Source organism: Variovorax sp. FW305-3-2-15-B-LB1 (genome assembly GCF_058787635.1).
On the sequence record NZ_JBYSZY010000019.1, the window covers coordinates 12,804 to 34,467 of the forward strand.

Sequence of the window (21,664 nt, forward strand, 5' to 3'; positions counted from 1 at the left end):
AACCCGGCCATCCTCAGGCCGGGCTCACCCCCATGCCGACGGCGTTCGCCGCCGGCCTCCCGACTCCACCCCTGTCCGTCGACACGGCCGCTCCCCGGTCGCGTCGCGGCTTTTTGCACCTTTGAACGCCATGTCCGGTTTCAGGAATTTCTTGCAGTCAGGCCACAGTCCGACCCTGTTCGCGGCCTTCCTGTACTTCTCGTTCTCCTGCTGCATCTGGGTGCTCAACGGCGCCATGGCGCCCTTCATCGGCGAGACCTTCAACCTCTCGCCCGCGCAGAAGGGCCTGATGCTGTCGGTGCCGATCATCGCGGGCGCGCTCATGCGCTTTCCGCTGGGCCTGCTGTCGCAGTACATCGGCCGCAAGAAGGCAACGCTGGTCGAGATGGGCCTCATCGCCGTGGCGATGCTGTTCGGTTTCTTCTTCGTGAAGAGCTTCAACGACCTGCTCGCCATGGGCGTGCTGCTGGGCATCGCCGGCGCGAGCTTCGGCGTGGCGCTGTCGCTGGGCTCGGGCTGGTTCCCGCCGCAGCACAAGGGCCTGGCCATGGGCCTGGTAGGCGCGGGCAACGTGGGCACGGCCGTGTCGGTGCTGGTGGCGCCGCCGCTGGCCAACTGGCTGGGCTGGCAGGCGGTGTACGGCGTGGCCGCCGTCGCGATCCTCATCCCGATGGTCGTGATGGTGTTCTTCGCCAAGGAGCCGCCGGACGTGGACCCGCACGGCAGCTTCCGCGCCCACATCGCCTGCCTGTTCGAGAAAGACGGCTGGGTCTTCAGCCTGATCTACGGCGTGACCTTCGGCGGCTTCATCGGCCTCACGACCTTCCTGCCCTCGTACTACTACGACCAGTTCGGCGTGAGCAAGGTGCAGGCCGGCCAGCTGACGATGCTCGCGGCCTTCATGGGCGCGGCGGTGCGCATCGTGGGCGGCTGGTTGTCCGACCGCTGGGGCGGCGTGAACACGCTCACGGTGGTGCTGCTGGTGGTGGCCGTGGGCCTCGTGCTGGTGGGCTTCTCGTCGGGCTCGCTGGCGCTCACCACGCTGCTGCTGATCGTCTGCTTCGCCGCGCTGGGCGCGGGCAACGGCGCGCTGTTCCAGCTGGTGCCGCTACGCTGGCCCACGAGCACGGCGGTGGCCGGCTCGATGATCGGCGAGATCGGCGCCCTCGGCGGCGGCCTGGTGCCCAACGCCATGGGCCTGTCGAAGCAGTACCTGGGCAGCTATGCCTGGGGCTTCGTGTTCTTCGGTGCGCTCTCGCTGGCGATGCTGGGCGTGATGCGCGTGATGCAGATCCGCTGGACGCGCACCTGGGCCGAAAAAGGCGGACGCGCACGCGTCACACCGGCCCCTGCGGCTGCCAAGCCCTCGCCCGTTCGCAAGGCCGCCCGTTCATGACCCGCTTCGCCCGCCCCCGCTCAACGTGGCAGGAAGAGAAGCCACACGATGAGCAGCACGTTGAACAGCACCGACACGCCGAGCGCGAGCTGGTACAGCGCGAGCGGGTCGCGGCGGATCAGCGGCGTGGCGGCGGGCGCGTTCACGGGGCGCGAGGCGCCGCGCTCCAGCGCGAGCAGCATCTCCTCGGCGGTCTCGAAGCGTTCGCGCGGATCGCGGGCCACGGCCTTGCGCACCAAATGGTCGAGCCACACGGGCACGTCGGGCCGCAGGCGCGAGAGCGCGACCGGGTCGCGCCGGTAGCGCGCCACCTGGTAGGGCTCGATCTCGCCGTAGGGCAGGTGCCCGCCGAGCCACTGGTAGAGCGTGGCCCCGAGCGCGAACAGGTCGCTGCCCGCATCGGCCACGCCGCCTTCCTCCCACTGCTCGGGGTTGATGTAGCTCGGCGTGCCCGCATGCAGCTCGCGCTGCGCCGCGCCCTCGCGGCCCGAGATCGCCACGCCCAGGTCGAGGATGCGCCAGCGCCCGTCGTCGCCCCGGTGCAGGTTGCCGGGCTTAATGTCGCGGTGGACCACGCCGTGGCGGTGCAGCCGCCCGAGCGCGCGGCTCACCTCGATGGCCGCGGCGACCACCTCGGCCACGGCGCCGCGCGTGCCGTCCTTGCGCATCTGCTCGAGCGTGCGCCCGCCGTGCCAGTCGAACACGATGTACAGCGCGCTGGCGTCCGGGGCGCGCTCGTGCACGCGCACGAAGCCGCCGCCCTGCCCCACGCGCTGCCCCAGCCAGGCCTCGTGCGCCAGCATCGCGCGCTCCTGTGGGTCGTCGGCGCGCGAGGGGTGCAGGGTCTTGAGCGCGACCAGCTCGCGCGTGACCGGATGGCGCGCCTGGTACAGCAGGTGTACGCCGGTGTCGGCCACCAGGCCGGTGACGACGTAGCCGTCGAGCACGTCGCCCACCTTGAGCCACGGCGGCGGCGCGAGCCGGCGGCCGTCGCCGAGTTCGTCGTCGAGCTGGCGCGCATCGAGCCCCACCACGCGAATCACGAGCGCGGTCGCGTTGTCGCGCGTGCCGGCGGCCAGCGCGGCCTGCACCAGCGCCTCGCTTGCTGCCTCGGCGTCGCCCTGCAGCGCGAGCGCGGCCACCTGCTGCGGCTTGAGCACGCCGTGCACGCCGTCGGTGCTGAGCACGAAGCAGTCGCCCACGCGCACGTCGCCCTGCAGGTAGTCGACACGCACCTGATCGTCCAGGCCGATGGCGCGCGTGAGCCGGCTGCGCATGTCGGGGTGGTCGAAGGCGTGGTCCTGCGTGAGCAGCTGCGCGGGCTCGCCGTCGGCGCGCACGCGCCAGGCGCGCGTGTCGCCCACGTGGGCCAGCGTGTAGCTCTGGCCGTGCAGCACCAGCGCGGTGAGCGTGGTGAGCGCCGTGCCGGCGCCCTCCTGTTTGCCCTGGCGCCGGCGGTTGTGATCGGCCAGCCAGCCGTTCTGCGCGCCGATCAGGCGGTCGAGCGCGGCGGTCGGCTCCCAGGTCGCGGGCGTGGCGAAGTAGTCGGCCAGCAAACCCATCACCGTGGTCTGCGCCGCTTCGCGGCCGCGTCCGCCGCTCGAGACCCCATCGGCAATCGCCGCGATGAGTCCGCGGGCCTCGTCGCCGGCCGGCGCATGCACCGTGCCGGCGAAGTCCTCGTTCGCGTCGCGCGGCCCACGCTGGCTGCTGTAGCCGATGTCCACTTCAAAGCTCATGGCGCGATTCTGACCGCGCGCCGCGGGCCGTCGTTCGGTTGATTTCCCTGAAAGGTCCCGCCCCATGAAGAAAATGAAACTCGTGATGGTCGGCAACGGCATGGCCGGCGTGCGCACGCTCGAGGAGCTGCTGAAGATCGCGCCCGACCTGTACGACATCACCGTCTTCGGCGCCGAGCCGCACCCGAACTACAACCGCATCCTGCTGTCGCCCGTGCTCGCGGGCGAGCAGACGGTGGACGAGATCGTGCTCAACAGCTGGGAGTGGTACAGCGACAACCACATCACGCTGCACGCCGGCAAGAAGGTGGTCGAGGTCGACCGCGTGAACCGCATCGTGCGTGCGGAAGACGGCACCGAGGCGCCCTACGACCGCCTGCTGATGTGCACCGGCTCGAACCCCTTCATGCTGCCCGTGCCCGGCAAGGACCTGAAGGGCGTGATTGCCTACCGCGACATCGCCGACACCGACTACATGATCGAGACCGCGCGCACGCACAAGAACGCGGTGGTCATCGGCGGCGGCCTGCTCGGCTTGGAAGCCGCCAACGGCCTGATGCTGCGCGGCATGACCGTGACGGTGGTGCACGTGATGCCCTGGCTCATGGAGCGCCAGCTGGACGACGTGGCGGGCAAGCTGCTGCAGAAGTCGCTCGAAGACCGCGGCCTGAAGTTCCTCATGGGCGCGCAGACGCAGGACCTGGTCGGGGGCGACGATGGCCGCGTGAAGGCCATCCGCTTCAAGGACGGCACCGAGGTCGCGGCCGACCTCGTGGTGATGGCCGTGGGCATCCGCCCCAATGTGGAGCTGGCCGAGAAGATGCGCCTGCACTGCAACCGCGGCATCGTCGTCACCGACACGATGCAGACCGTGACCGACGCGCGCATCTACTCGGTGGGCGAATGCGCGGCGCACCGCGGCATCGCCTACGGCCTGGTCGCACCGCTGTTCGAGCAGGCCAAGGTCGCGGCCAACCACCTGGCGCAGTTCGGCATCGGCCGCTACCTGGGGTCGCTCACCTCCACCAAGCTCAAGGTGACGGGCATCGACCTGTTCAGCGCCGGCGAGTTCATGGGCGGCGAAGGCACCGAAGAAATCGTCATGAGCGACCCCTTCGGCGGCGTCTACAAGAAGCTGGTGCTCAAGGACGACAAGCTGATCGGCGCCTGCCTGTACGGCGACACGGTGGACGGCAGCTGGTACTTCAAGCTGCTGCGCGACGGGCGCAGCGTGCACGACATCCGCGACAAGCTGATGTTCGGCGAATCGAACATCGGCGACACCGGCCACGAAGGCCACAGCAAGGCCGCCAGCATGCCCGACGACGCCGAGGTGTGCGGCTGCAACGGCGTGAACAAGGGCACCATCTGCAAGGCCATCAAGGAAAAGGGCCTGTTCACGCTCGACGAGGTGAAGAAGCACACCAAGGCCAGTGCCAGCTGCGGCTCGTGCACCGGGCTGGTCGAGCAGATCCTGATGTTCACCGCGGGTGGCGACTACTCGGCCACGCCGAAGAAGAAGGCGATCTGCGGCTGCACCGACATGAGCCACCAGGACGTGCGCGACGCGATCCGCAAGGAGCACTGGCTCACGCACGACGCGGTCTACCGCGGCATGGGCTGGCGCACGCCCAACGGCTGCGCCACCTGCCGCCCGGCCGTCAACTACTACCTCATCAGCACCTGGCCCAAAGAGGCGAAGGACGACCCGCAGAGCCGCTTCATCAACGAGCGCAGCCACGCCAACATCCAGAAGGACGGCACCTACTCCGTCATCCCGCGCATGTGGGGCGGCCACACCACGCCCGACGAGCTGCGCCGCATTGCCGACGCGGCCGACAAGTACAAGATCCCGACCGTCAAGGTCACGGGCGGCCAGCGCATCGACCTCTTGGGCGTGAAGAAGGAAGACCTCGAAGGCGTGTGGAAGGACATCGGCATGCCCTCGGGCTTTGCGTATGCCAAGTCGCTGCGCACGGTGAAGACCTGCGTGGGCAGCGAGTGGTGCCGCTTCGGCACGCAGGACTCCACGCAGATGGGCAAGGACCTGGAGCGCGCGCTGTGGGCCATGTACTCGCCGCACAAGGTCAAGCTGGCCGTGTCGGGCTGCCCGCGCAACTGCGCGGAGGCCGGCATCAAGGACGTGGGCGTGATCGGCGTCGACTCGGGCTGGGAGCTGTACGTGGGCGGTAACGGCGGCATCAAGACCGAGGTGGCGCAGTTCCTCGTGAAGGTGAAGACCGCCGAGGAAGTGATGGAACACGCCGGCGCCTTCCTGCAGCTGTACCGCGAGGAAGGCTGGTACCTGGAGCGCACCGTGCACTACATCGGCCGCGTCGGGCTGGACTACGTGAAGAAGAAGATCCTCGACGACGTCGAAGGCCGCAAGTCGCTGTGGGAACGGCTGCAGTTCGCGCTCGACGGCGAGCCCGACCCGTGGTTCGAGTCGGCGCAGGCCTCGGTGGACGTGCGGCAGTTTGCGCCGCTGAGCGTGTGATCGGAGCGACCGCTTGAAACGACGACTCTTCATTGCTTCTTCCGCCCTCGCCGCGCTCGCCCCGGTGGGCGCGCGTGCGCAGGTGGCCGACCTCAACGACGCCATCAACAAGGCCGGCCGCCAGCGCATGCTGTCGCAGCGCGCGAGCAAGGCCTACCTGGCGCTGGTGCAGAAGGTGGAGCCGCGCAGCGCGCAGCAAGTGCTCGACCGCTCGGTGGCGCTGTTCGAGCGCCAGCTCGGCGAGCTCAAGGCCTTTGCGCCCACGCCAACGCTGCGCGCCACCTACGACGGCCTGGACGGCGCCTGGCGCGCGTTCCGCACCGAGCTGGCCGACGCAGCACCCGGCCGGGAAGCCGCCGCCCGGGTGGTGGCGCTCGACGCCGCCGTGCTCGCGCTGGCGCACCAGGGCACGGCGCAGTACGAGGCCGCCTCGGGCAGGCCGGTCGGGCGGCTGGTCAACATCGCGGGGCGCCAGCGCATGCTGTCGCAGCGCATGGCCAAGTGCTACCTGGCCGCGGCCATGCAGATCGACCCGGCCGGCAGCACCGCCGAGATCGCCAAGGCGCGCACCGAATTCCTGGCCGCGCTCGAGCTGCTGCGCAACGCGCCCGAGGCCACCGCGCAGATCCGCCAGGAGCTGGTGCTGGCCGACGCGCAATGGATGTTCTTCAACCGCGGCCTGCAGCGGCTGGACGGTGCGGGCGCCTCGCCCGCGCTGATGTCCGACGTGTTCGTGAGCAGCGAGAACCTGCTCGCGATCATGGACCGCGTGACCGGCCTGTACGCCGAGATCAAGACCTGACCCGCGCCCGACCCCAAGACAAGAGAGCCCCACCATGAGCGATTGGAAAGCCATCTGCCGCCTCGACGACATCCCCGTGCTCGGTGCCCGCCGCGTGATGCGGCCCGCCGGCCTGGACGTGGCCGTGTTCCGCAATGCCGAGGACCAGGTCTTTGCGCTGCTCGACCGCTGCCCGCACAAGGGCGGCCCGCTGAGCCAGGGCATCGTGTTCGGCACCAGCGTGGCCTGCCCGCTGCACAACTGGGCCATCGGCCTGGACGACGGCTGCGCCCGCTCGCCCGACGAAGGCTGCACGCCGAAGTTCGCGGTGAAGCTGGAAGACGGCGTGGTGCACCTGGACGCCGGCGAGCTGGCCACGCACGCGCTCGACCTGGAGCGCCCGGTCGCCGGGCCGCAGCGCCTGGCCGCCGTGACGGTCCTGTCCCCGGAAGAAGGTTGAGGCCCGCATGACCCAGGAGACGCGCTCCACCTGCCCGTACTGCGGCGTCGGCTGCGGCGTCATCATCGAATCGCAGGGCGACCAGATCACCGGCGTGCGCGGCGACCCCGACCACCCGGCCAACTTCGGGCGCCTGTGCACCAAGGGCTCGACCCTGCACCTCACGGCCAGCGCGACCGTCACGCGCCAGACGCGGCTGCTGCAGCCCCTGCAGCGCCTCGCGCGCAAGGAGGCGCCCGCGCCCATGACGTGGGACCACGCGCTCGACCTCGCCGCCGGCAAGTTCGCGCAGGTGGTGCGCGACCACGGCCCCGACGCGGTCGGCTTCTACGTGTCGGGCCAGCTGCTCACCGAGGACTACTACGTCTTCAACAAGCTCGCCAAGGGCCTGGTCGGCACCAACAACATCGACACCAACTCGCGCCTGTGCATGAGCAGCGCGGTGGCCGGCTACAAGCAGACGCTGGGCGCCGACGCGCCGCCGGCCTGCTACGACGACCTGAAGCATGCCGAGTGCCTGTTCATCGTGGGCAGCAACACGGCGTGGGCGCACCCCATTCTTTTTCGCCGCATCGAGGACGCGAAGGCCGCGAACCCGGCGCTGAAGATCGTCGTGGCCGACCCGCGCCGCACCGACACGGTCGAGATCGCCGACCTGTTCCTGCCGATCCAGCCCGGCACCGACGTGATGCTGTTCCACGGCATGCTGCACCTGATGCTGTGGGAAGGCTGGACCGACACCGCCTACATCGCGGCCCGCACCAACGGCTTCGACGCGCTCAAGGCCACGGTGCGCGACTGCACGCCCGACACCGTGGCGCAGGTGTGCGGCATCCCCAAGGACGACCTGCTCGCGGCGGCGCGCATGTTCGCCACCTCGCCCGCCACGCTGAGCCTGTATTGCCAGGGCCTGAACCAGTCGTCCAGCGGCACGGCGAAGAACGCGGCGCTCATCAACCTGCACCTGGCCACGGGCCAGATCGGCAAGCCCGGCGCGGGCCCGTTCTCGCTCACGGGCCAGCCCAATGCAATGGGCGGGCGCGAGGTGGGCGGCCTGGCCAACCTGCTGAGCGCGCACCGCGACCTGGCCAACCCCGAGCACCGCGCCGAAGTGGCCGCGCTGTGGGGCGTGCCCTCGGTGCCCGAGAAGCCCGGCAAGACGGCCGTGGAGATGTTCCAGGCCGCGGCCGACGGCGAGATCCGCGCCCTGTGGATCGCCTGCACCAACCCCGCGCAATCGATGCCCGACCAGGCCACGGTGCGCCGCGCGCTCGAACGCGCTGAGTTCGTCGTGGTGCAGGAAGCCTTCGCCACCACCGCCACCTGCGCCTTCGCCGACCTGCTGCTGCCCGCCACCACCTGGGGCGAGAAGGAAGGCACCGTGACCAACAGCGAGCGCCGCATCTCGCGCGTGCGCCCGGCCGTGCCGGCGCCCGGCGAGGCGCGCAACGACTGGTCGATCGGCGTGGCCTTCGCGCGCCGGCTCGAACAGCAACTGGGCCGCACCTTCACGCTGTTCCCGTACGAGAGCGCCGAATCGGTCTGGAACGAGCACCGCGAATCCACGCGCGGGCGCGACCTCGACATCACCGGCCTGAGCTACGCGATGCTCGAGAACGCCGGCCCGCAGCAATGGCCGCTGAAGGAAGGCGAGCGCACCGGCCGCGTGCGCCTGTACGAAGACGGCGTGTTTCCCACGCCCGACGGCCGCGCGCGCTTTGTCGACACGCCCTACAAGCCCGTGGCCGAGGCGCGCGAGGCGCGCTTTCCCTTCTCGCTGAACACCGGCCGGCTGCGCGACCAGTGGCACGGCATGAGCCGCACCGGCACGGTCGGCAAGCTGTTCGGCCACGTGGCCGAGCCCGTGGTGCAGATGAATGCGCAGGACATGGCACGCCGCCAGATCGCCGAAGGCGACCTGGTGCACCTCACGTCCAAACGCGGCTCGATCCTGCTGCCGGCGCGCGCCAGCGCCGAGATCGGCATGAGCCAGGCTTTCGTCGCCATGCACTGGGGCGAGGAGTACCTGAGCGGCTGCTCGTCGACCGGCGTGCGGCTCGCGGGCATCAACGCGCTGACCACGCCGGCCTACTGCCCGACCTCGAAGCAGCCCGAGCTCAAGCACACGCCCGTGAAGATCCTCAAGGCCGAGCTGCCATGGTCACTGCTGGCCATGGCCTGGCTGCCCGCCGGCGACGCGCTCACGGCGCAGCGCGCGCTGCAGCCGCTGATGGCGCTGTTCCCCTTCGCCACCTGCGTGCCATTCGCGGGCAATGCGCCAGGCGAAGAAGAACGCAGCGGCGTGCTCTTTCGCGCCGCCGCGCACGACGCACCCGACGCCGCGCTGGTCGAGAAAATCGAAGCCCTGCTGGGCCTGCAGACCGCCGACACCCTGCGCTACGCCGACCACCGCCGCGGCCAGCGCCGCGCCGCGCGGCTGGTGCGCCGCGCCGACGGCAGCGCCGGGCTCGAGGCCTTTCTGCTGGGCGGCGACACCAGCGCCGAAGCCTGGATCGCCACCCTGCTGCGCGAGGAACTGCCCGCGCAAAGCTACGGCCGCCTGCTGCTGTCGCCGGGCGCCCGCGCGCCGGTCGCCGTGCAGTCGCGCGGCAAGCCGGTGTGCGCCTGCTTCAACGTGACCGACCGCGCCATCGAGGCCGAGCTGCTGCGCTGCACCGGCAGCCCCGACGAACGGCTGGCGGCGCTGCAGGGGGCGCTGAAGTGCGGCACGAACTGCGGCTCGTGCGTGCCGGAACTCAAGCGCATGGTGCGGGCCACCCCGGCCGAAGCACTGGCCGTGGGGGCATAAGCCGACTCACATTCCGGCATAAGCGTTGCGGGACAATCCGCCTACCCATGGGAATCAGCCACTACATCAAGGAAATCGGCCGCGGCGCGCGAGGCGCCCGTCCGCTCACGCGCGAGCAGGCCTGCGACCTGTTCGGCCAGGTGCTGGACGGCACGGTCACCGACCTGGAGATCGGCGGCTTCTGCCTGGCCATGCGCATCAAGGGCGAGACGCCCGAGGAGATGGCCGGTTTTCTCGACGCCACGCATGCACGCCTGAACCCCGTGACGACCCGCGGCGGCCCGCTGATCGTGCTGCCCAGCTACAACGGCGCGCGCAAGCTGCCGGTGCTCACGCCGCTCCTGGCGCTGCTGCTGGCCCGCGAAGGCCTGGCGGTGCTGGTGCACGGCAGCGCGAGCGAAACCTCGCGCGTACTGGCATCGAACGTGCTTTCGGCCCTGGACATGCCCCCGATGACCACGCTCACCCCGATCGCCGCCGGCCAGGTGGGCTTTGCCCCGACCGAGCTGCTGAACCCCGCGCTCAAGCGCCTGCTCGACGTGCGCCGCGTGGTGGGCCTGCGCAACCCCGGCCACAGCGTGGTCAAGCTCATGCGCCCGACCACCGGCCCCTGCGTGGTGGTGGCCAGCTACACGCACCCCGAATACGCCCGCACGATGGGCGAGACCTTCGAGCTCACGGGCATGACCGCCCTGCTCTCGCGCGGCCTCGAAGGCGAGGTGGTCTCCGACCCGCGCCGCACCGCGCAGATCGACGGCTTCGTGCGCGGCGTGCGCAGCGAACTCCAGGCCCAGGCCGCCGGCACCGCCGCCGACGTGCCCGGCCTGCCGAAAGAAATCGACGTCGCCACCACGGCCGCCTACACGCGGCGCGTGCTGGCCGGCGAGCTTCCAGTGCCCGAAGCCATCGCGACGCAAGTCAGGCACATCACCGAACTGGCCTCCCACGCATGAACACCCCTTCCACCCTCATCACCGGCCGCTGCACGCTGGTGGGCGCCGGCCCCGGCGACCCCGAGCTGCTGACCGTCAAGGCCGTCAAGGCGATCCAGGCCGCCACGATGCTGCTGGTCGACGACCTCGTGAACGACGCCGTGCTCCAGGCCTACGCCCGGCCCGGCGCGCGCATCGTGCACGTGGGCAAGCGCGGCGGCTGCAAGAGCACGCCGCAGGCCTTCATCGAGCGGCTCATGATCACGGCCGTGCGCGAAGGCGAGACCGTGGTGCGCCTCAAGGGCGGCGACCCGTTCATCTTCGGGCGCGGCGGCGAAGAGGTGGAACACCTGCGCGAGGCCGGCATCGAATGCGCGGTGGTCAACGGCATCACCGCCGGCCTGGCCGCCGTGACCTCGCTGGGCGTGCCGCTCACCCACCGCGACCATGCGCAGGGCGTGGTCTTCGTCACCGGCCACGCCAAGACCGGCGCCGGCGCGGCCGAAGACCCGACCGACTGGCGCGCGCTGGCCGCCACGGCGCACAACGCACGCCTCACGCTGGTGATCTACATGGGCGTCTCGGGCGCCGGCCATATCGAGCGCGAACTGCTGCACGGCCTGCCGGGCGACACGCCCGTGGCCGTGGTGCAGCACGCGAGCCTGCCGCACCAGCGCCACCTCGTGACCACGCTGCAGGGCCTGCAGGCCCGCATCGCCGAGGCCGGGCTGGCCAGCCCGGCGGTGATCGTGGTGGGCGACGTGCTGCAGGGGCTGGCCGCAGCCGCGCTGCAGCCGGGCGACGCCGGCCGGTTCGGGACCTAGCGCGCAGCTTCGAGGTGCGTGACGGTCGGCTTGCCCTTCACCACCTCGACATGAAACCGGACCTTGTCGCCGGGCTTGACCTGTTCAAGCATCTGCTTCTCGGCCACATCGAAACCCATCGTCATCGGCGGCATCGCCAGGTTGGGGATGTCGCCGTGCTTCAACACGATCAGCCCGCGGGCCGGGTCGATCTTCTGGACCACCGCATCGGTCAGCATGCCCGGCGCGGACGCCTTCGCGGGCGGTGGCTCGCTCTTCGGCGCCTGGGCCTGGGCGGCACCGGCCAGGCCGGCGAGCAGTGCGAAGGCAAGGGGATGGAGGAAGTTCATGAAGTGGCTCCTTGACGAGATGAGGGGTTGGAAACAGCAGATGACAAAGGGGCGCGACGGCGCAACAGATACCAGGCCGCGGGCACGACCAGCATGCTCAGCAGCGGCGCGGTGACCATGCCGCCCACCATGGGTGCGGCAATGCGGGTCATCACCTCCGAGCCGGTGCCGCTGCCCCACAGGATGGGCAGCAGGCCGGCCATCACGACGGCCACGGTCATGGCCTTGGGCCGCACGCGCAGCACGGCGCCTTCGCGGATCGCGGCCAGGAGCGTCTCCTCGTTCATCGGCTCGCCGGCATCGAGGCGCCGTGCCAGCGCGTTCTTCAGATAGACCAGCATCACCACGCCGAACTCGGCCGCCACGCCGGCCAGCGCGATGAAGCCGACCGCCGTGGCCACCGAGATCGAATGGCCCAGCGCCCAGATGAGCCAGAAGCCGCCGACGAGCGAGAACGGCACGGCCGCCATCACCAGGGCCGCATCGGCGAACGAGCGGAACAGCAGGTACAGCAGCACGAAGATCACCGCCAGCGTGGCCGGCACGACCAGCTTCAGCCGCTCGGTCGCGCGCGCCAGGTACTCGAACTGGCCGGACCATGACACCGCATAGCCCGCGGGCATCTTCACGGCCTTGTCGACGGCGGCCTGCATGTCGTGGACGGCGGAGCGCAGGTCGCGCCCGCGCACGTCGACGTAGACCCAGCCCGACAGCCGCGCGTTCTCGCTGCGCAGCATCGGCGGGCCGTCTTCGATCACGATGCGCGCGACGTCGCCGAGCAGCAGCTGTGCGCCCTTCTCCGTCACGAAGGGCAGTTGCCGCAGCCGCTCCAGCGAATCGCGGATCTCGCGCGGATAACGCACGTTGATGGGGTAGCGCTCGCGGCCCTGGATCACTTCGCCCACGTTCTCGCCGCCGATGGCCGTGGACACCACGGCCTGCACATCGGCCACCGAGAGGCCGTAGCGCGCGGCCGCCAGCCGGTCGACATCGACGTCGATGTAGCGCCCGCCGGTGAGCCGCTCCGCCAGCGCCGACGACACGCCGGGCACGCCCTTCACCGCCGCCTCGATCTGCGTGGTCAGCTTGTCGATGGTGGCCAGGTCCGCCCCCGCCACCTTGATGCCGACCGGGCTCTTGATGCCCGTGGCCAGCATGTCGATGCGGTTGCGGATGGGCGGCACCCACACGTTGGTCAGGCCCGGCACCTTGACGGCGCGGTCCAGTTCCTCGATCAGTCGGTCGGGTGTCATGCCGGCGCGCCATTCGCGCTTCGGCTTGAACTGGACGGTGGTCTCGAACATCTCGAGCGGCGCGGGGTCGGTCGCGGTGTCCGCGCGGCCGGCCTTGCCGAACACGCGCGCGACCTCGGGCACGGTCTTGATGAGGCGGTCGGTCTGCTGCAGCAGCTCGGCGGCCTTCGACACCGACAGCCCCGGCAGCGCCGACGGCATGTAGAGCAGATCGCCTTCGTCCAGTGGCGGCATGAACTCGCCGCCCAGGCGCATCAGCGGCACCACGGTGAGCGCCAGCAGCACCGCGGCAACGGCCAGCGTCCCTTTGGGAAAGCGCAGCACCAGCTCCAGCGCGGGCCGGTACACGGCCATCAGGCAACGGTTCACTGGATTGGCGCCTTCGTGCGGAATGCGCCCGCGCACCAGGTAGCCCATGAGCACCGGGATCAGCGTGACCGACAGGCCCGCCGCTGCGGCCATCGCATAGGTCTTGGTGAAGGCCAGCGGCGAGAACAGCCGCCCTTCCTGCGCCTCGAGCGAGAACACGGGCACGAAGGACAGCGTGATCACCAGCAGCGAGAAGAACAGCGCCGGCCCGACCTCCACCGACGCGTCGGCAACGAGCCCCCATCGCTCCATCACCGTCGGTTGCCGGCCCTGCGCCATCTCGAAGGCCTCGATGTGCTTGTGCACGTTCTCGACCATCACGATCGCCCCGTCCACCATCGCCCCGATGGCGATCGCGATGCCGCCCAGCGACATGATGTTGGCGTTGACGCCCTGCCAGTGCATCACGATGAAGGCCGCGAGCACGCCGATCGGCAAGGCCACCACCGCCACCAGCGCCGAGCGCAGGTGGAACAGGAAGACCGCGCAGACCAGCGCCACCACGATGAACTCCTCGATCAGCTTGCCGCGCAGGTTGTCGACGGCGCGATCGATCAGCAGCGAGCGGTCGTAGGTCGGCACGATCTCGACGCCGGCCGGCAGGCCGGGCTTGAGCGCCTCGAGCTTGGCCTTGACGGCCTCGATGGTCGAGCGCGCGTTCTTGCCCGAGCGCATGACGATCACGCCGCCCGCCACCTCGCCTTCGCCGTCGAGCTCGGCGATGCCGCGGCGCATCTCGGGGCCGATCTGCACCGTGGCCACATCGCGCAGCAGCACCGGCGTGGCGCCCGTCACGGCCAGCGGGATGGTGCGGAAGTCGTCCAGCGAACGCAGGTAGCCGCGCGAACGCACCATGTACTCGGCCTCGGCGAGCTCGACGACCGAGCCGCCCGAGGCCTGGTTGGCGTTCTGCAGCGCCGCCACGACCATCGCCTGCGTGATGCCCAGCGCGCGCATGCGGTCGGGGTCGAGCACCACCTGGTACTGGCGCACCATGCCGCCGATGCTGGCGACCTCGGCCACGTCGGGCACGGTCTTGAGTTCGAACTTGAGGAACCAGTCGTTCAGTGCGCGCAGCTGCCCGATGTCGCGCGTGCCCGTGCGGTCGACCAGCGCGTACTCGTAGACCCAGCCCACGCCCGTGGCATCGGGGCCCAGCGAGGCGTTGGCGCCGGCGGGCAGCCTGCCCTGCACCTGGTTCAGGTACTCGACGACGCGCGAGCGCGCCCAGTAGGGGTCGGTCTTGTCGTCGAACAGCACGTAGACGAACGAGTCGCCGAAGAACGAGTAGCCGCGCACGGTCTTGGCACCGGGCACGCTGAGCATGGTGGTGGTCAGCGGGTAGGTGACGAGGTCTTCGACCACCTGGGGCGCCTTGCCGGGGAAAGGCGTGCGGATGATGACCTGCGTGTCCGACAGGTCGGGCAGCGCATCGAGCGGCGTGCGCACCACCGACCACCACCCGGCGGCCACCAGGAACAAGGTCGCGATCAGCACCAGGAAGCGGTTGCCGATCGACCAGCGGATGACGGCGGCGATCATCGCTTGGTGCCCTGTGGCATGCGCTGCACGGAGACCAGCTCGTAGCCCGTGGGGCCACCTTCCTTGAACTCGAAGCGGACCAGGTCGCCGGGCTGGATGTCCGGGAACGCCTCGGGCGATGCCTTCGCAAAGCCCATCGTCATCGACGGCCACTTGAGCGTGGCGACGGGGCCGTGCGAGATCGTGAGACCGTCGGGCGCCACGCTCTCGACCTTGCCTTCGGCCTGGTGCAGCACGGCAGCCGGCGCTGCGGCCGTGGCCGCAGGCGATGCCATGCTGCCCAGCACCGAGCGCAGCCGGGCCTCCGAGTCGATGAGGAACTGGCCGCTGGCCACCACCTGGTCACCTTCATTCAGGCCGGAGACGACTTCGGTGTCGTCGCCGAGGTCCGCGCCAGTCGACACGTCGCGCGGCTCGAACGCGCCATCGGCCTTGCGCACGATGACGACCGCGCGCTTGCCGGTGCGGATCACGGCTTCGGACGGCACGACCAGCCGGGTGCTGGCGGGCCCCGTCACCTGCAGGCGCAGCAGCAGGCCGGGCGTGAGCGTGCCGCGCCGGTTGTCGACCTCGAAGCGGGCCTTCAGGGTGCGGGTGGCTGCGTTGACCTCGGGCAGGATCTCGTCGAGCGTGCCGTCGAACGACTGGGCGGCATCGGCCTGGAGCACCGCCCTGACCTTCTGGCCGCGCGCGAGCCGCACGGCCTGCGCTTCCGGAATCTCGGCCACCGCCCAGACCTTCTCCAGGCCCGCGATGCGGAACAGCGTCATGCCGGGCGTGACCGCGACGCCTTCGCGCACGCCCAGCTCGGCCACCACGCCGTCGGACGGCGCGGTGAGCACGTAGCGCGCCTGCGCCGTGCCGGTTTCCTCGCTGCGGCGGATGAGCTCGGCGGGGATGGACAGGGCCCGCATGCGCTCGCGCGCGGCGGCGACGAGGTCGGCGGAAACGCCCGATCGCTTGAGGGCCAGCCATTCGTTCTGCGGGCCCAGCCATTCAGGCGCGAAGACCGTCGCCAACGCCTGCCCCTTGCGCACGCGCTCCATCGGCGCGCGGACCGACAGGCGCTCGACGTAGCCCGCCACGCGCGTCTGCACGACGACGTTGAGCCGCTCGTCGAACTGCACGGCACCGACCGCATCGAAAGACGCGGAGGTTTCCACCCGCCGCACACCGGCATACCGGATGCCGAGGTTCTGCTGGACCGTGGGGCTCACCTGCACGCCGCCTTCGTTGCCCTTGCCGGTGGCGCTGTCGGCGTACATGGGCACCAGCTGCATGTCCATGAAGGGCGACTTGCCGGGTTTGTCGAAGCGCGGGCCCGGCACCATGGGGTCGTGCCAGTAGAGGACCTTGCGGCCGTCCGTGGTGGACGGCGTGGTCGCCGACGCCTCCGTGGACGGGGCTGTCGTGCGCCCCAGGTAGAAGGCGCCTGCGCCGAGCAACAGGGCGGCCAGCAGCGAAACGCCGATCGTGCGTGTGCGGTTCATGGGGCCCCCTCGGTGGTGAGCGGCCGGAAGGCCAGTTGGACGTGGGTTCTGGCCAGGTCGCGCTGCAGCGTCAGCAGCTTGCGCTGCGCTTCGACTTCGGCATGGCGCGCCTCGAACAGCGTGACGAGGCTGCCTTGATTCGACCGGTAGGCCGCCGTTGCGGCCGCCGTTCTCTGGCCGGCCGGAACGACCACGCCCGAGCGGTAGCGGTCGATGCGTTGCTGCAGGCGTTGCGCATCGCTGCGCAGCGCCTGGTATTCGGCGGTCGCGGCCCGGGTGGCTTCGGCCAGGTCGGCCTCGGCTTTCTCGACCAAGGCCAGCTTGGCGGCGGTGTCCCGGTCCTGCCGTTCGCCGGGTGCGACGGGCAGCGGAATGCTCAGGCCCACCGACACCATGTCGGCGTAGCCGGTGCGCTGGCCATAGGCGACCTCCCAGGTCCAGTTCGGCTTGCGATTGGACGCAGTGACGGCCGCCGTCTGCCTGGCCACGTCGACATCGCGCTGCATGGCTGCGACCGTGGGGTGCGCGGCCACATAGGCCGCTTCGGACGGCACGGCGATGGCGCCCGGAGACCGCAGTTCGTCGGGCGGCACGCCGACCCAGCGCTGGAAGGCGACGCTGGCGGCTTCCTGCTGCTGCAGGAGGTCGGCCGTCTCGTCTTCCGCGATGCCTCTGCCGCCGGCGAGCGCCAGCACGTCCTGGCTGCTCCCCGCGGCCGACGACAGGCGTGCGCGCGAGGCCTCCAGTTCTTCGTGCGCATGGTGTTCCATGCGCTGCGCGAGCTTGACGCTCTCGCCGGCGTAGAAAGCGTCCACGTACGCGAGCGCGGCCTGCCGGCGGGTGTCGGCCACGGCGGCCTGCACCCGCACCGCCTCCAGCCCGACCGACGCCTCGGCGGCGGCCTGCCGTGCGGCGCGCTTGTCGGCGGACAGCCATTCCTGGCTGAGGCCGATGCGCTTCATCGTCATCGAGTCGCGCGTGGTGTGGAAACGGTCCGCGCCCGTCGCGGGCAGGTTGTCGACGCCGATGCGCAGCGTGGGGTCGGGAAGCTGCGGGGCCGCGGAGGCCGCCGCCGTGGCGCTGGCGACGCCGGCACGGGCGGCGCGGGTGGCTTCGGAACGCCGGGCCGCAAGCTCCAGCGCTGCATCAAGAGATAAGGGGGCCGCCGCCGCTAGGGACGGCAGCAACGCGACGGCCCATACGGCCGCGCGCGAAAAAGGAAGGGACATGAAAACTCCGCAAACGAACGAGCGAATCGCTGGCAAGCGGACACGCCGCACCAGCACCGGTCAGTCGACGGAGATGTCAGACGCGCAGTCGGCGCGTGGCAAGAAAAACGGGATCGGGCGGTGGATGCTGCCGCTCCGGCACGGCCTGCGGCGGAAGGACATGGCCTTCCGACACCAGCACCAGGGGCATCACCACGAGCTGCACGATGGCCGGCAGCGAAGGCGTGGTCAGCTTCACCGGCTCGAAGGACAGCGACAGGTCGGCGGCGTGCTGGAAGCACAGCACCGGCTGGGCCATGTCCATGCCTTCACAGGGCTCGCCCGACGCCATCCTCTCGGCCATCGAACCCGGGCTGTCCGGGGCGCCGGGGCAGACATAGCCTGCCAGCGCCAGCTGCGAGAACAGCAGCGACAGGACCACGAAAATCGCGGTCGTGCAGCGACGGAGAGAGCGGCGGGCCATGAGGAGCCGCAGTGTAGCGCCGCCGTCCGGGCGCCGCCTAAAATCCCGCCCGGCCCAACGAACAAGAAGGAAGAGGCAGGGATGCTCGACAAACTCAACGAATTCACCGAAAGCCACGGCGAGCTGCGCCGCGGGCGCGGGCTGGTCACGGGCACCATCGCCTTCAGCCTCGCCGCCCTGTGCTTCCTGGGCGTGCTGGCCTTCCACTTTCCGCAGTACCTGACGACGCCCGAGCTGCGCAAGAGCTACAACGTCGACGTGATGCGCGTCATCCTGCTGACGGCGCTGGTCATCGCGGGCGGGCTCTCGCTGGTCAACATCATCTTCAACCGCTCGCGCTGGCTGTCGTCGGCCGCGTTCCTGCTGGTGGCGGTGTCGGCGCTGCTGGGCGGGCACAAGGTGCCGGTGCACGACTTCGCGGACCACACGCCGTACATCGGGCTCGACTGGTTCATCCTCGACCTCTTGGGCTCGTCGCTGATCTTCATCTTCATCGAGAAGCTCTTTGCACTGCGCAAAGATCAACCCGTGTTCCGCGAAGAGTGGCAAACCGACTTCCACCACTTCGTGGTGAACCACATGATCGTGGGTTTCGTGCTGCTGGCCACCAACCTCATGGTGCACAAGCTCTTCGGCTGGGCCGCCAACGACGGCATCCGCGGCTGGGTGAGCAACCTGCCGTTCTGGGCCGGCATCCTGCTGATCATTCTGGTGGCCGACCTCGTGCAGTACTGGACGCACCGCGCGTACCACGAGGTGCCGGTGCTGTGGCGCCTGCACGCGGTGCACCACAGCGTGAAGAGCATGGACTGGATGGCGGGCTCGCGCCAGCACATCCTGGAGTTGCTGATCACGCGCACGCTGGTGCTCGCGCCCATCTACGTGCTGGGTTTCAGCAAGGACGTGATCGACGCCTACATCGTGGTGGTCGGCTTCCAGGCGGTGTTCAACCACTGCAACGTGAGCGTGCGCCTGGGCCCGCTGCGCTACCTGATCGTGACGCCCAACTTCCACCACTGGCACCACAGCCAGGACATCGAGGCGCTCGACAAGAACTACGCGGCGCACTACGCCTTCCTCGACTACCTCTTCGGCACCGCGGTGAAGAGCACCAAGCTCTGGCCCGAAAAATACGGCGTGCTGGGCGACTACGTGCCCAACGGCTTCTTCAAGCAGCTGAAGTTCCCGTTCGTCTGGAAGGGATGACCATGGCCTCCCTTCTTCGCGCCGTGGCGCTCGCCGCGGCGCTGCCGCTCCTGCTCTCGGCCTGCGCCACGCGCATCGAGATGCCTTCCGAAACCTCGGGCCTGCGCCTGCGCGTGCAAAGCTCGGTGATCGCCCCCGGCAACGGCGGCGAGCTGATCGGCGCCGAGGTGCTGGCGCCCGGCGACATCCTGCTGACCTCGATCGCCACGGTGAACTCGTTCGGCATCCGCCTGGGCACCTTCTCGCCCGTGAGCCATGCCGTGCTGTACCTGGGCGACGGCCAGATCGCCGAGGCCGTGGGCACCGGCGTGCGCGCACGGCCGCTGGCCGAGGTGGTCGACGAAGAGCAGATGGTCGTCGCCTTTCGCGTGCCGGGCCTCGTCGAGGCCGATGTCGAGAAGATGCGCGAGTGGGCGCACTCGCAGGTCGGCACCCGCTACAACACCGCCGGCGTGCTGTTGAACGCACCCTTCGTGCTGAACCGCCGGCTGTGCGAGCTGCCGCTGATTCCGTCGGCCGTCAGCGCGTACTGCATCAGCGGCCTGGCCACGGTGCAGCTGGGCGCCAGCCGCAACGACCAGTTCTTCTGCTCCCAGTTCGTGCTGGAGGCCTACCGCCAGGCCGGCGTGCCGATCACCGACGCCGACCCGCGCTGGGTGAGCCCCGCCGACCTGCTCCACATGCGCGAGGGCGACGTGCCCTCGATCGCCGCCACGCAGCCGCTGCGCTACGTGGGCCACCTCAAATACAACCCGCCGCCGGTGCTGGCGGCGGACGGACCCGCTTGAGCTCTTCTCCTCCCTCTTCTTCCTTTGACGTCGTTGTCGTCGGTGCCGGCGCCGCCGGTCTTTTTTGCGCCGCACTGGCGGGCCAGCGCGGCCTGCGCGTGCTGCTGGTCGACCACAGCGAGAAGGTCGGCGAAAAGATCCGCATCTCGGGCGGCGGCCGCGCCAACTTCACCAACCGCGACCTCGACGTGCGCGCCCCGCAGCGCCATTTCGTCGGCGACAACCCGAATTTCTGCCGCTCGGCGCTGTCGCGCTACGCGCCGCAGCAGTTCATCGACATGGTGCAGCGCCACGGCATCGCGTACCACGAGAAGCACAAGGGGCAGCTGTTCTGCGACGGCTCCTCGCAGCAGATCGTCGACATGCTGCTGGCCGAGTGCGCCGCCGGCAACGTCGAACGCTGGCAGCCGTGCAAGCTCGGCGACATTTCCTTTGTCGACGGGCGCTACCAAATCAGTAGCACGCGCGGCCCGATCGACGCGCCCAAGCTCGTGGTGGCCACCGGCGGCCTGTCGATTCCCCAGATTGGTGCAAGTGACTTCGGCTACCGGCTCGCCGAGCAGTTCGGCCTGCGCCTGGTCACGCCGCGCCCGGCGCTGGTGCCGCTGACCTTCGGCGGCGACGCCTGGGCGCCCTACGCCGGCCTGGCCGGGCTGGCGCTGCCGGTGCGCATCGAGACCGGCGGCAAGAAGGACAAGATGGCCTTCCTGGAAGACCTGCTGTTCACCCACCGCGGCCTGTCGGGCCCGGCGGTGCTGCAGATCTCGAGCTACTGGAAGCCCGGCGCCCCGCTGACGCTGGACTTCGCACCCGGCATGGACGTGGCCGAGTCGCTGTCCGACGCCAAGCGGCGCTCCAAGAAACGCATCGCCAACGAACTGGCCGCGCTGGTGCCCTCGCGCCTGGCCGACGCCTGGGTCGGCGAAGACCCGGCCCTGCAGCGCCCAGTCAACGAGGCCACCGACAAGGCGCTGGCGGCGCTGTCCGAGCGCATCGCCCGCTGGCAGATCACCCCCAGCGGCACCGAGGGCTACAAGAAGGCCGAAGTGACGGCGGGCGGCGTCGACACCCGCGATCTGTCGTCCCAGACCATGGAATCGAAGCAGCCGGGCCTGTATTTCATCGGCGAAGTGGTCGATGTGACCGGCTGGTTGGGCGGATACAACTTCCAATGGGCGTGGGCGAGCGCACATGCGTGCGCAACCGCGCTATAATCGCGGGCTAACTCTGGCCTTCCCTCAACGGCCGCAAAAAGTTTTCAGTTGAGGAACCCCGGCTTGGGGCCTCGATCTCCCCCGGCCAAATCCATTTCAACGATTCATCAATGACCACCATCCGCGTTAAAGAAAACGAGCCCTTCGACGTCGCCCTGCGCCGCTTCAAGCGCACCATCGAAAAGCTCGGCCTGCTGACCGACCTGCGCGCCCGCGAGTTCTACGAGAAGCCGACGGCCGAGCGCAAGCGCAAGAAGGCAGCTGCGGTCAAGCGCCACTACAAGCGCGTGCGCAGCATGCAGCTCCCCAAGAAGCTGTACTAAGCAACGCCCAGGGTGGCTGG

At 69.9% G+C, this 21,664-nt stretch carries 17 protein-coding genes; 11 read left to right on the forward strand and 6 right to left on the reverse strand.

The window, feature by feature from the left end; all coding sequences use genetic code 11:
• Positions 1 to 130: 130 nt before the first annotated feature.
• The gene (locus AC3WQR_RS14180; protein WP_369629492.1) at positions 131 to 1,396 is read left to right on the forward strand and encodes an MFS transporter; all 1,266 of its coding nucleotides are present in this window, start codon (positions 131 to 133) and stop codon (positions 1,394 to 1,396) included.
• 20 nt (positions 1,397 to 1,416) lie between these two features.
• Here the strand turns inward: AC3WQR_RS14180 and AC3WQR_RS14185 are convergent, their stop codons facing one another.
• Complete coding sequence (locus AC3WQR_RS14185; RefSeq protein ID WP_492742447.1) at positions 1,417 to 3,135, reverse strand: bifunctional protein-serine/threonine kinase/phosphatase; 1,719 nt, start codon at positions 3,133 to 3,135, stop codon at positions 1,417 to 1,419.
• A 64-nt stretch (positions 3,136 to 3,199) separates the two neighbouring features.
• Here AC3WQR_RS14185 and nirB point away from each other — a divergent pair, with 64 nt between their 5' ends.
• Genes nirB through cobA form a run of 6 tightly spaced genes read left to right on the forward strand, consistent with a single transcriptional unit; the run spans position 3,200 to position 11,438 of the window.
• The gene (gene nirB / locus AC3WQR_RS14190; protein ID WP_447745822.1) at positions 3,200 to 5,632 is read left to right on the forward strand and encodes a nitrite reductase large subunit NirB; all 2,433 of its coding nucleotides are present in this window, start codon (positions 3,200 to 3,202) and stop codon (positions 5,630 to 5,632) included.
• A gap of 13 nt (positions 5,633 to 5,645) precedes the next feature.
• Positions 5,646 to 6,434, forward strand: a complete 789-nt coding sequence (locus AC3WQR_RS14195) for a type IV pili methyl-accepting chemotaxis transducer N-terminal domain-containing protein (RefSeq protein WP_159276082.1) — start codon at positions 5,646 to 5,648, stop codon at positions 6,432 to 6,434.
• 34 nt (positions 6,435 to 6,468) lie between these two features.
• On the forward strand, positions 6,469 to 6,873 hold the full coding sequence (gene nirD / locus AC3WQR_RS14200; RefSeq protein ID WP_062475470.1) for a nitrite reductase small subunit NirD: 405 nt from the start codon (positions 6,469 to 6,471) through the stop codon (positions 6,871 to 6,873).
• 7 nt (positions 6,874 to 6,880) lie between these two features.
• Positions 6,881 to 9,682 (forward strand): nitrate reductase, encoded by a 2,802-nt coding sequence (locus AC3WQR_RS14205; protein ID WP_447745826.1) that lies wholly within the window; start codon positions 6,881 to 6,883, stop codon positions 9,680 to 9,682.
• A 47-nt stretch (positions 9,683 to 9,729) separates the two neighbouring features.
• Complete coding sequence (gene ybiB, locus AC3WQR_RS14210) at positions 9,730 to 10,635, forward strand: DNA-binding protein YbiB (RefSeq protein WP_369629497.1); 906 nt, start codon at positions 9,730 to 9,732, stop codon at positions 10,633 to 10,635.
• Positions 10,632 to 11,438: a uroporphyrinogen-III C-methyltransferase gene (gene cobA, locus AC3WQR_RS14215; RefSeq protein WP_447745830.1), complete on the forward strand. Its 807-nt coding sequence runs from the start codon at positions 10,632 to 10,634 to the stop codon at positions 11,436 to 11,438. Before ybiB ends, cobA begins: the two co-directional genes overlap by 4 nt.
• Here cobA and AC3WQR_RS14220 read toward each other — a convergent pair.
• From AC3WQR_RS14220 to AC3WQR_RS14240, 5 genes are all read right to left on the reverse strand, one after another.
• The gene (locus AC3WQR_RS14220; RefSeq protein WP_095949094.1) at positions 11,435 to 11,767 is read right to left on the reverse strand and encodes a copper-binding protein; all 333 of its coding nucleotides are present in this window, start codon (positions 11,765 to 11,767) and stop codon (positions 11,435 to 11,437) included. The two genes, cobA and AC3WQR_RS14220, sit on opposite strands and share 4 nt — an antisense overlap.
• Positions 11,764 to 14,931: an efflux RND transporter permease subunit gene (locus AC3WQR_RS14225; RefSeq protein ID WP_447745833.1), complete on the reverse strand. Its 3,168-nt coding sequence runs from the start codon at positions 14,929 to 14,931 to the stop codon at positions 11,764 to 11,766. The genes AC3WQR_RS14220 and AC3WQR_RS14225 overlap by 4 nt, the downstream gene beginning before the upstream one ends.
• Positions 14,928 to 16,421: an efflux RND transporter periplasmic adaptor subunit gene (locus AC3WQR_RS14230; RefSeq protein WP_447745836.1), complete on the reverse strand. Its 1,494-nt coding sequence runs from the start codon at positions 16,419 to 16,421 to the stop codon at positions 14,928 to 14,930. The genes AC3WQR_RS14225 and AC3WQR_RS14230 overlap by 4 nt, the downstream gene beginning before the upstream one ends.
• On the reverse strand, positions 16,418 to 17,650 hold the full coding sequence (locus AC3WQR_RS14235) for a TolC family protein (protein WP_447745839.1): 1,233 nt from the start codon (positions 17,648 to 17,650) through the stop codon (positions 16,418 to 16,420). The genes AC3WQR_RS14230 and AC3WQR_RS14235 overlap by 4 nt, the downstream gene beginning before the upstream one ends.
• Positions 17,651 to 17,726: 76 nt before the next feature.
• Positions 17,727 to 18,071: a hypothetical protein gene (locus tag AC3WQR_RS14240; RefSeq protein ID WP_447745842.1), complete on the reverse strand. Its 345-nt coding sequence runs from the start codon at positions 18,069 to 18,071 to the stop codon at positions 17,727 to 17,729.
• 123 nt (positions 18,072 to 18,194) lie between these two features.
• Between AC3WQR_RS14240 and AC3WQR_RS14245 the strand changes: the two genes are divergently transcribed.
• The 4 genes from AC3WQR_RS14245 to rpsU all read left to right on the forward strand — a co-directional run bounded on the left by AC3WQR_RS14245 (position 18,195) and on the right by rpsU (position 21,644).
• On the forward strand, positions 18,195 to 19,319 hold the full coding sequence (locus AC3WQR_RS14245; RefSeq protein ID WP_070063138.1) for a sterol desaturase family protein: 1,125 nt from the start codon (positions 18,195 to 18,197) through the stop codon (positions 19,317 to 19,319).
• A gap of 2 nt (positions 19,320 to 19,321) precedes the next feature.
• Positions 19,322 to 20,107, forward strand: a complete 786-nt coding sequence (locus AC3WQR_RS14250) for a YaeF family permuted papain-like enzyme (RefSeq protein WP_159276073.1) — start codon at positions 19,322 to 19,324, stop codon at positions 20,105 to 20,107.
• Entirely contained in the window at positions 20,104 to 21,321 is a 1,218-nt protein-coding gene (locus tag AC3WQR_RS14255; RefSeq protein ID WP_447745846.1) for a BaiN/RdsA family NAD(P)/FAD-dependent oxidoreductase, read from the forward strand. Before AC3WQR_RS14250 ends, AC3WQR_RS14255 begins: the two co-directional genes overlap by 4 nt.
• A 110-nt stretch (positions 21,322 to 21,431) precedes the next feature.
• Positions 21,432 to 21,644, forward strand: a complete 213-nt coding sequence (gene rpsU / locus AC3WQR_RS14260; protein ID WP_007833691.1) for a 30S ribosomal protein S21 — start codon at positions 21,432 to 21,434, stop codon at positions 21,642 to 21,644.
• Positions 21,645 to 21,664 lie beyond the last annotated feature (20 nt).

Bases quoted from the DNA above. Each gene is read 5' to 3' on its own strand.
- AC3WQR_RS14180 (WP_369629492.1), top strand. From the start codon at position 131: ATGTCCGGTTTCAGGAATTTCTTGCAGTCAGGCCACAGTCCGACCCTG.
- AC3WQR_RS14185 (WP_492742447.1), bottom strand. From the start codon at position 3,135: ATGAGCTTTGAAGTGGACATCGGCTACAGCAGCCAGCGTGGGCCGCGC.
- nirB (WP_447745822.1), top strand. From the start codon at position 3,200: ATGAAGAAAATGAAACTCGTGATGGTCGGCAACGGCATGGCCGGCGTG.
- nirD (WP_062475470.1), top strand. From the start codon at position 6,469: ATGAGCGATTGGAAAGCCATCTGCCGCCTCGACGACATCCCCGTGCTC.
- AC3WQR_RS14205 (WP_447745826.1), top strand. From the start codon at position 6,881: ATGACCCAGGAGACGCGCTCCACCTGCCCGTACTGCGGCGTCGGCTGC.
- ybiB (WP_369629497.1), top strand. From the start codon at position 9,730: ATGGGAATCAGCCACTACATCAAGGAAATCGGCCGCGGCGCGCGAGGC.
- cobA (WP_447745830.1), top strand. From the start codon at position 10,632: ATGAACACCCCTTCCACCCTCATCACCGGCCGCTGCACGCTGGTGGGC.
- AC3WQR_RS14220 (WP_095949094.1), bottom strand. From the start codon at position 11,767: ATGAACTTCCTCCATCCCCTTGCCTTCGCACTGCTCGCCGGCCTGGCC.
- AC3WQR_RS14225 (WP_447745833.1), bottom strand. From the start codon at position 14,931: ATGATCGCCGCCGTCATCCGCTGGTCGATCGGCAACCGCTTCCTGGTG.
- AC3WQR_RS14230 (WP_447745836.1), bottom strand. From the start codon at position 16,421: ATGAACCGCACACGCACGATCGGCGTTTCGCTGCTGGCCGCCCTGTTG.
- AC3WQR_RS14235 (WP_447745839.1), bottom strand. From the start codon at position 17,650: ATGTCCCTTCCTTTTTCGCGCGCGGCCGTATGGGCCGTCGCGTTGCTG.
- AC3WQR_RS14245 (WP_070063138.1), top strand. From the start codon at position 18,195: ATGCTCGACAAACTCAACGAATTCACCGAAAGCCACGGCGAGCTGCGC.
- AC3WQR_RS14250 (WP_159276073.1), top strand. From the start codon at position 19,322: ATGGCCTCCCTTCTTCGCGCCGTGGCGCTCGCCGCGGCGCTGCCGCTC.
- rpsU (WP_007833691.1), top strand. From the start codon at position 21,432: ATGACCACCATCCGCGTTAAAGAAAACGAGCCCTTCGACGTCGCCCTG.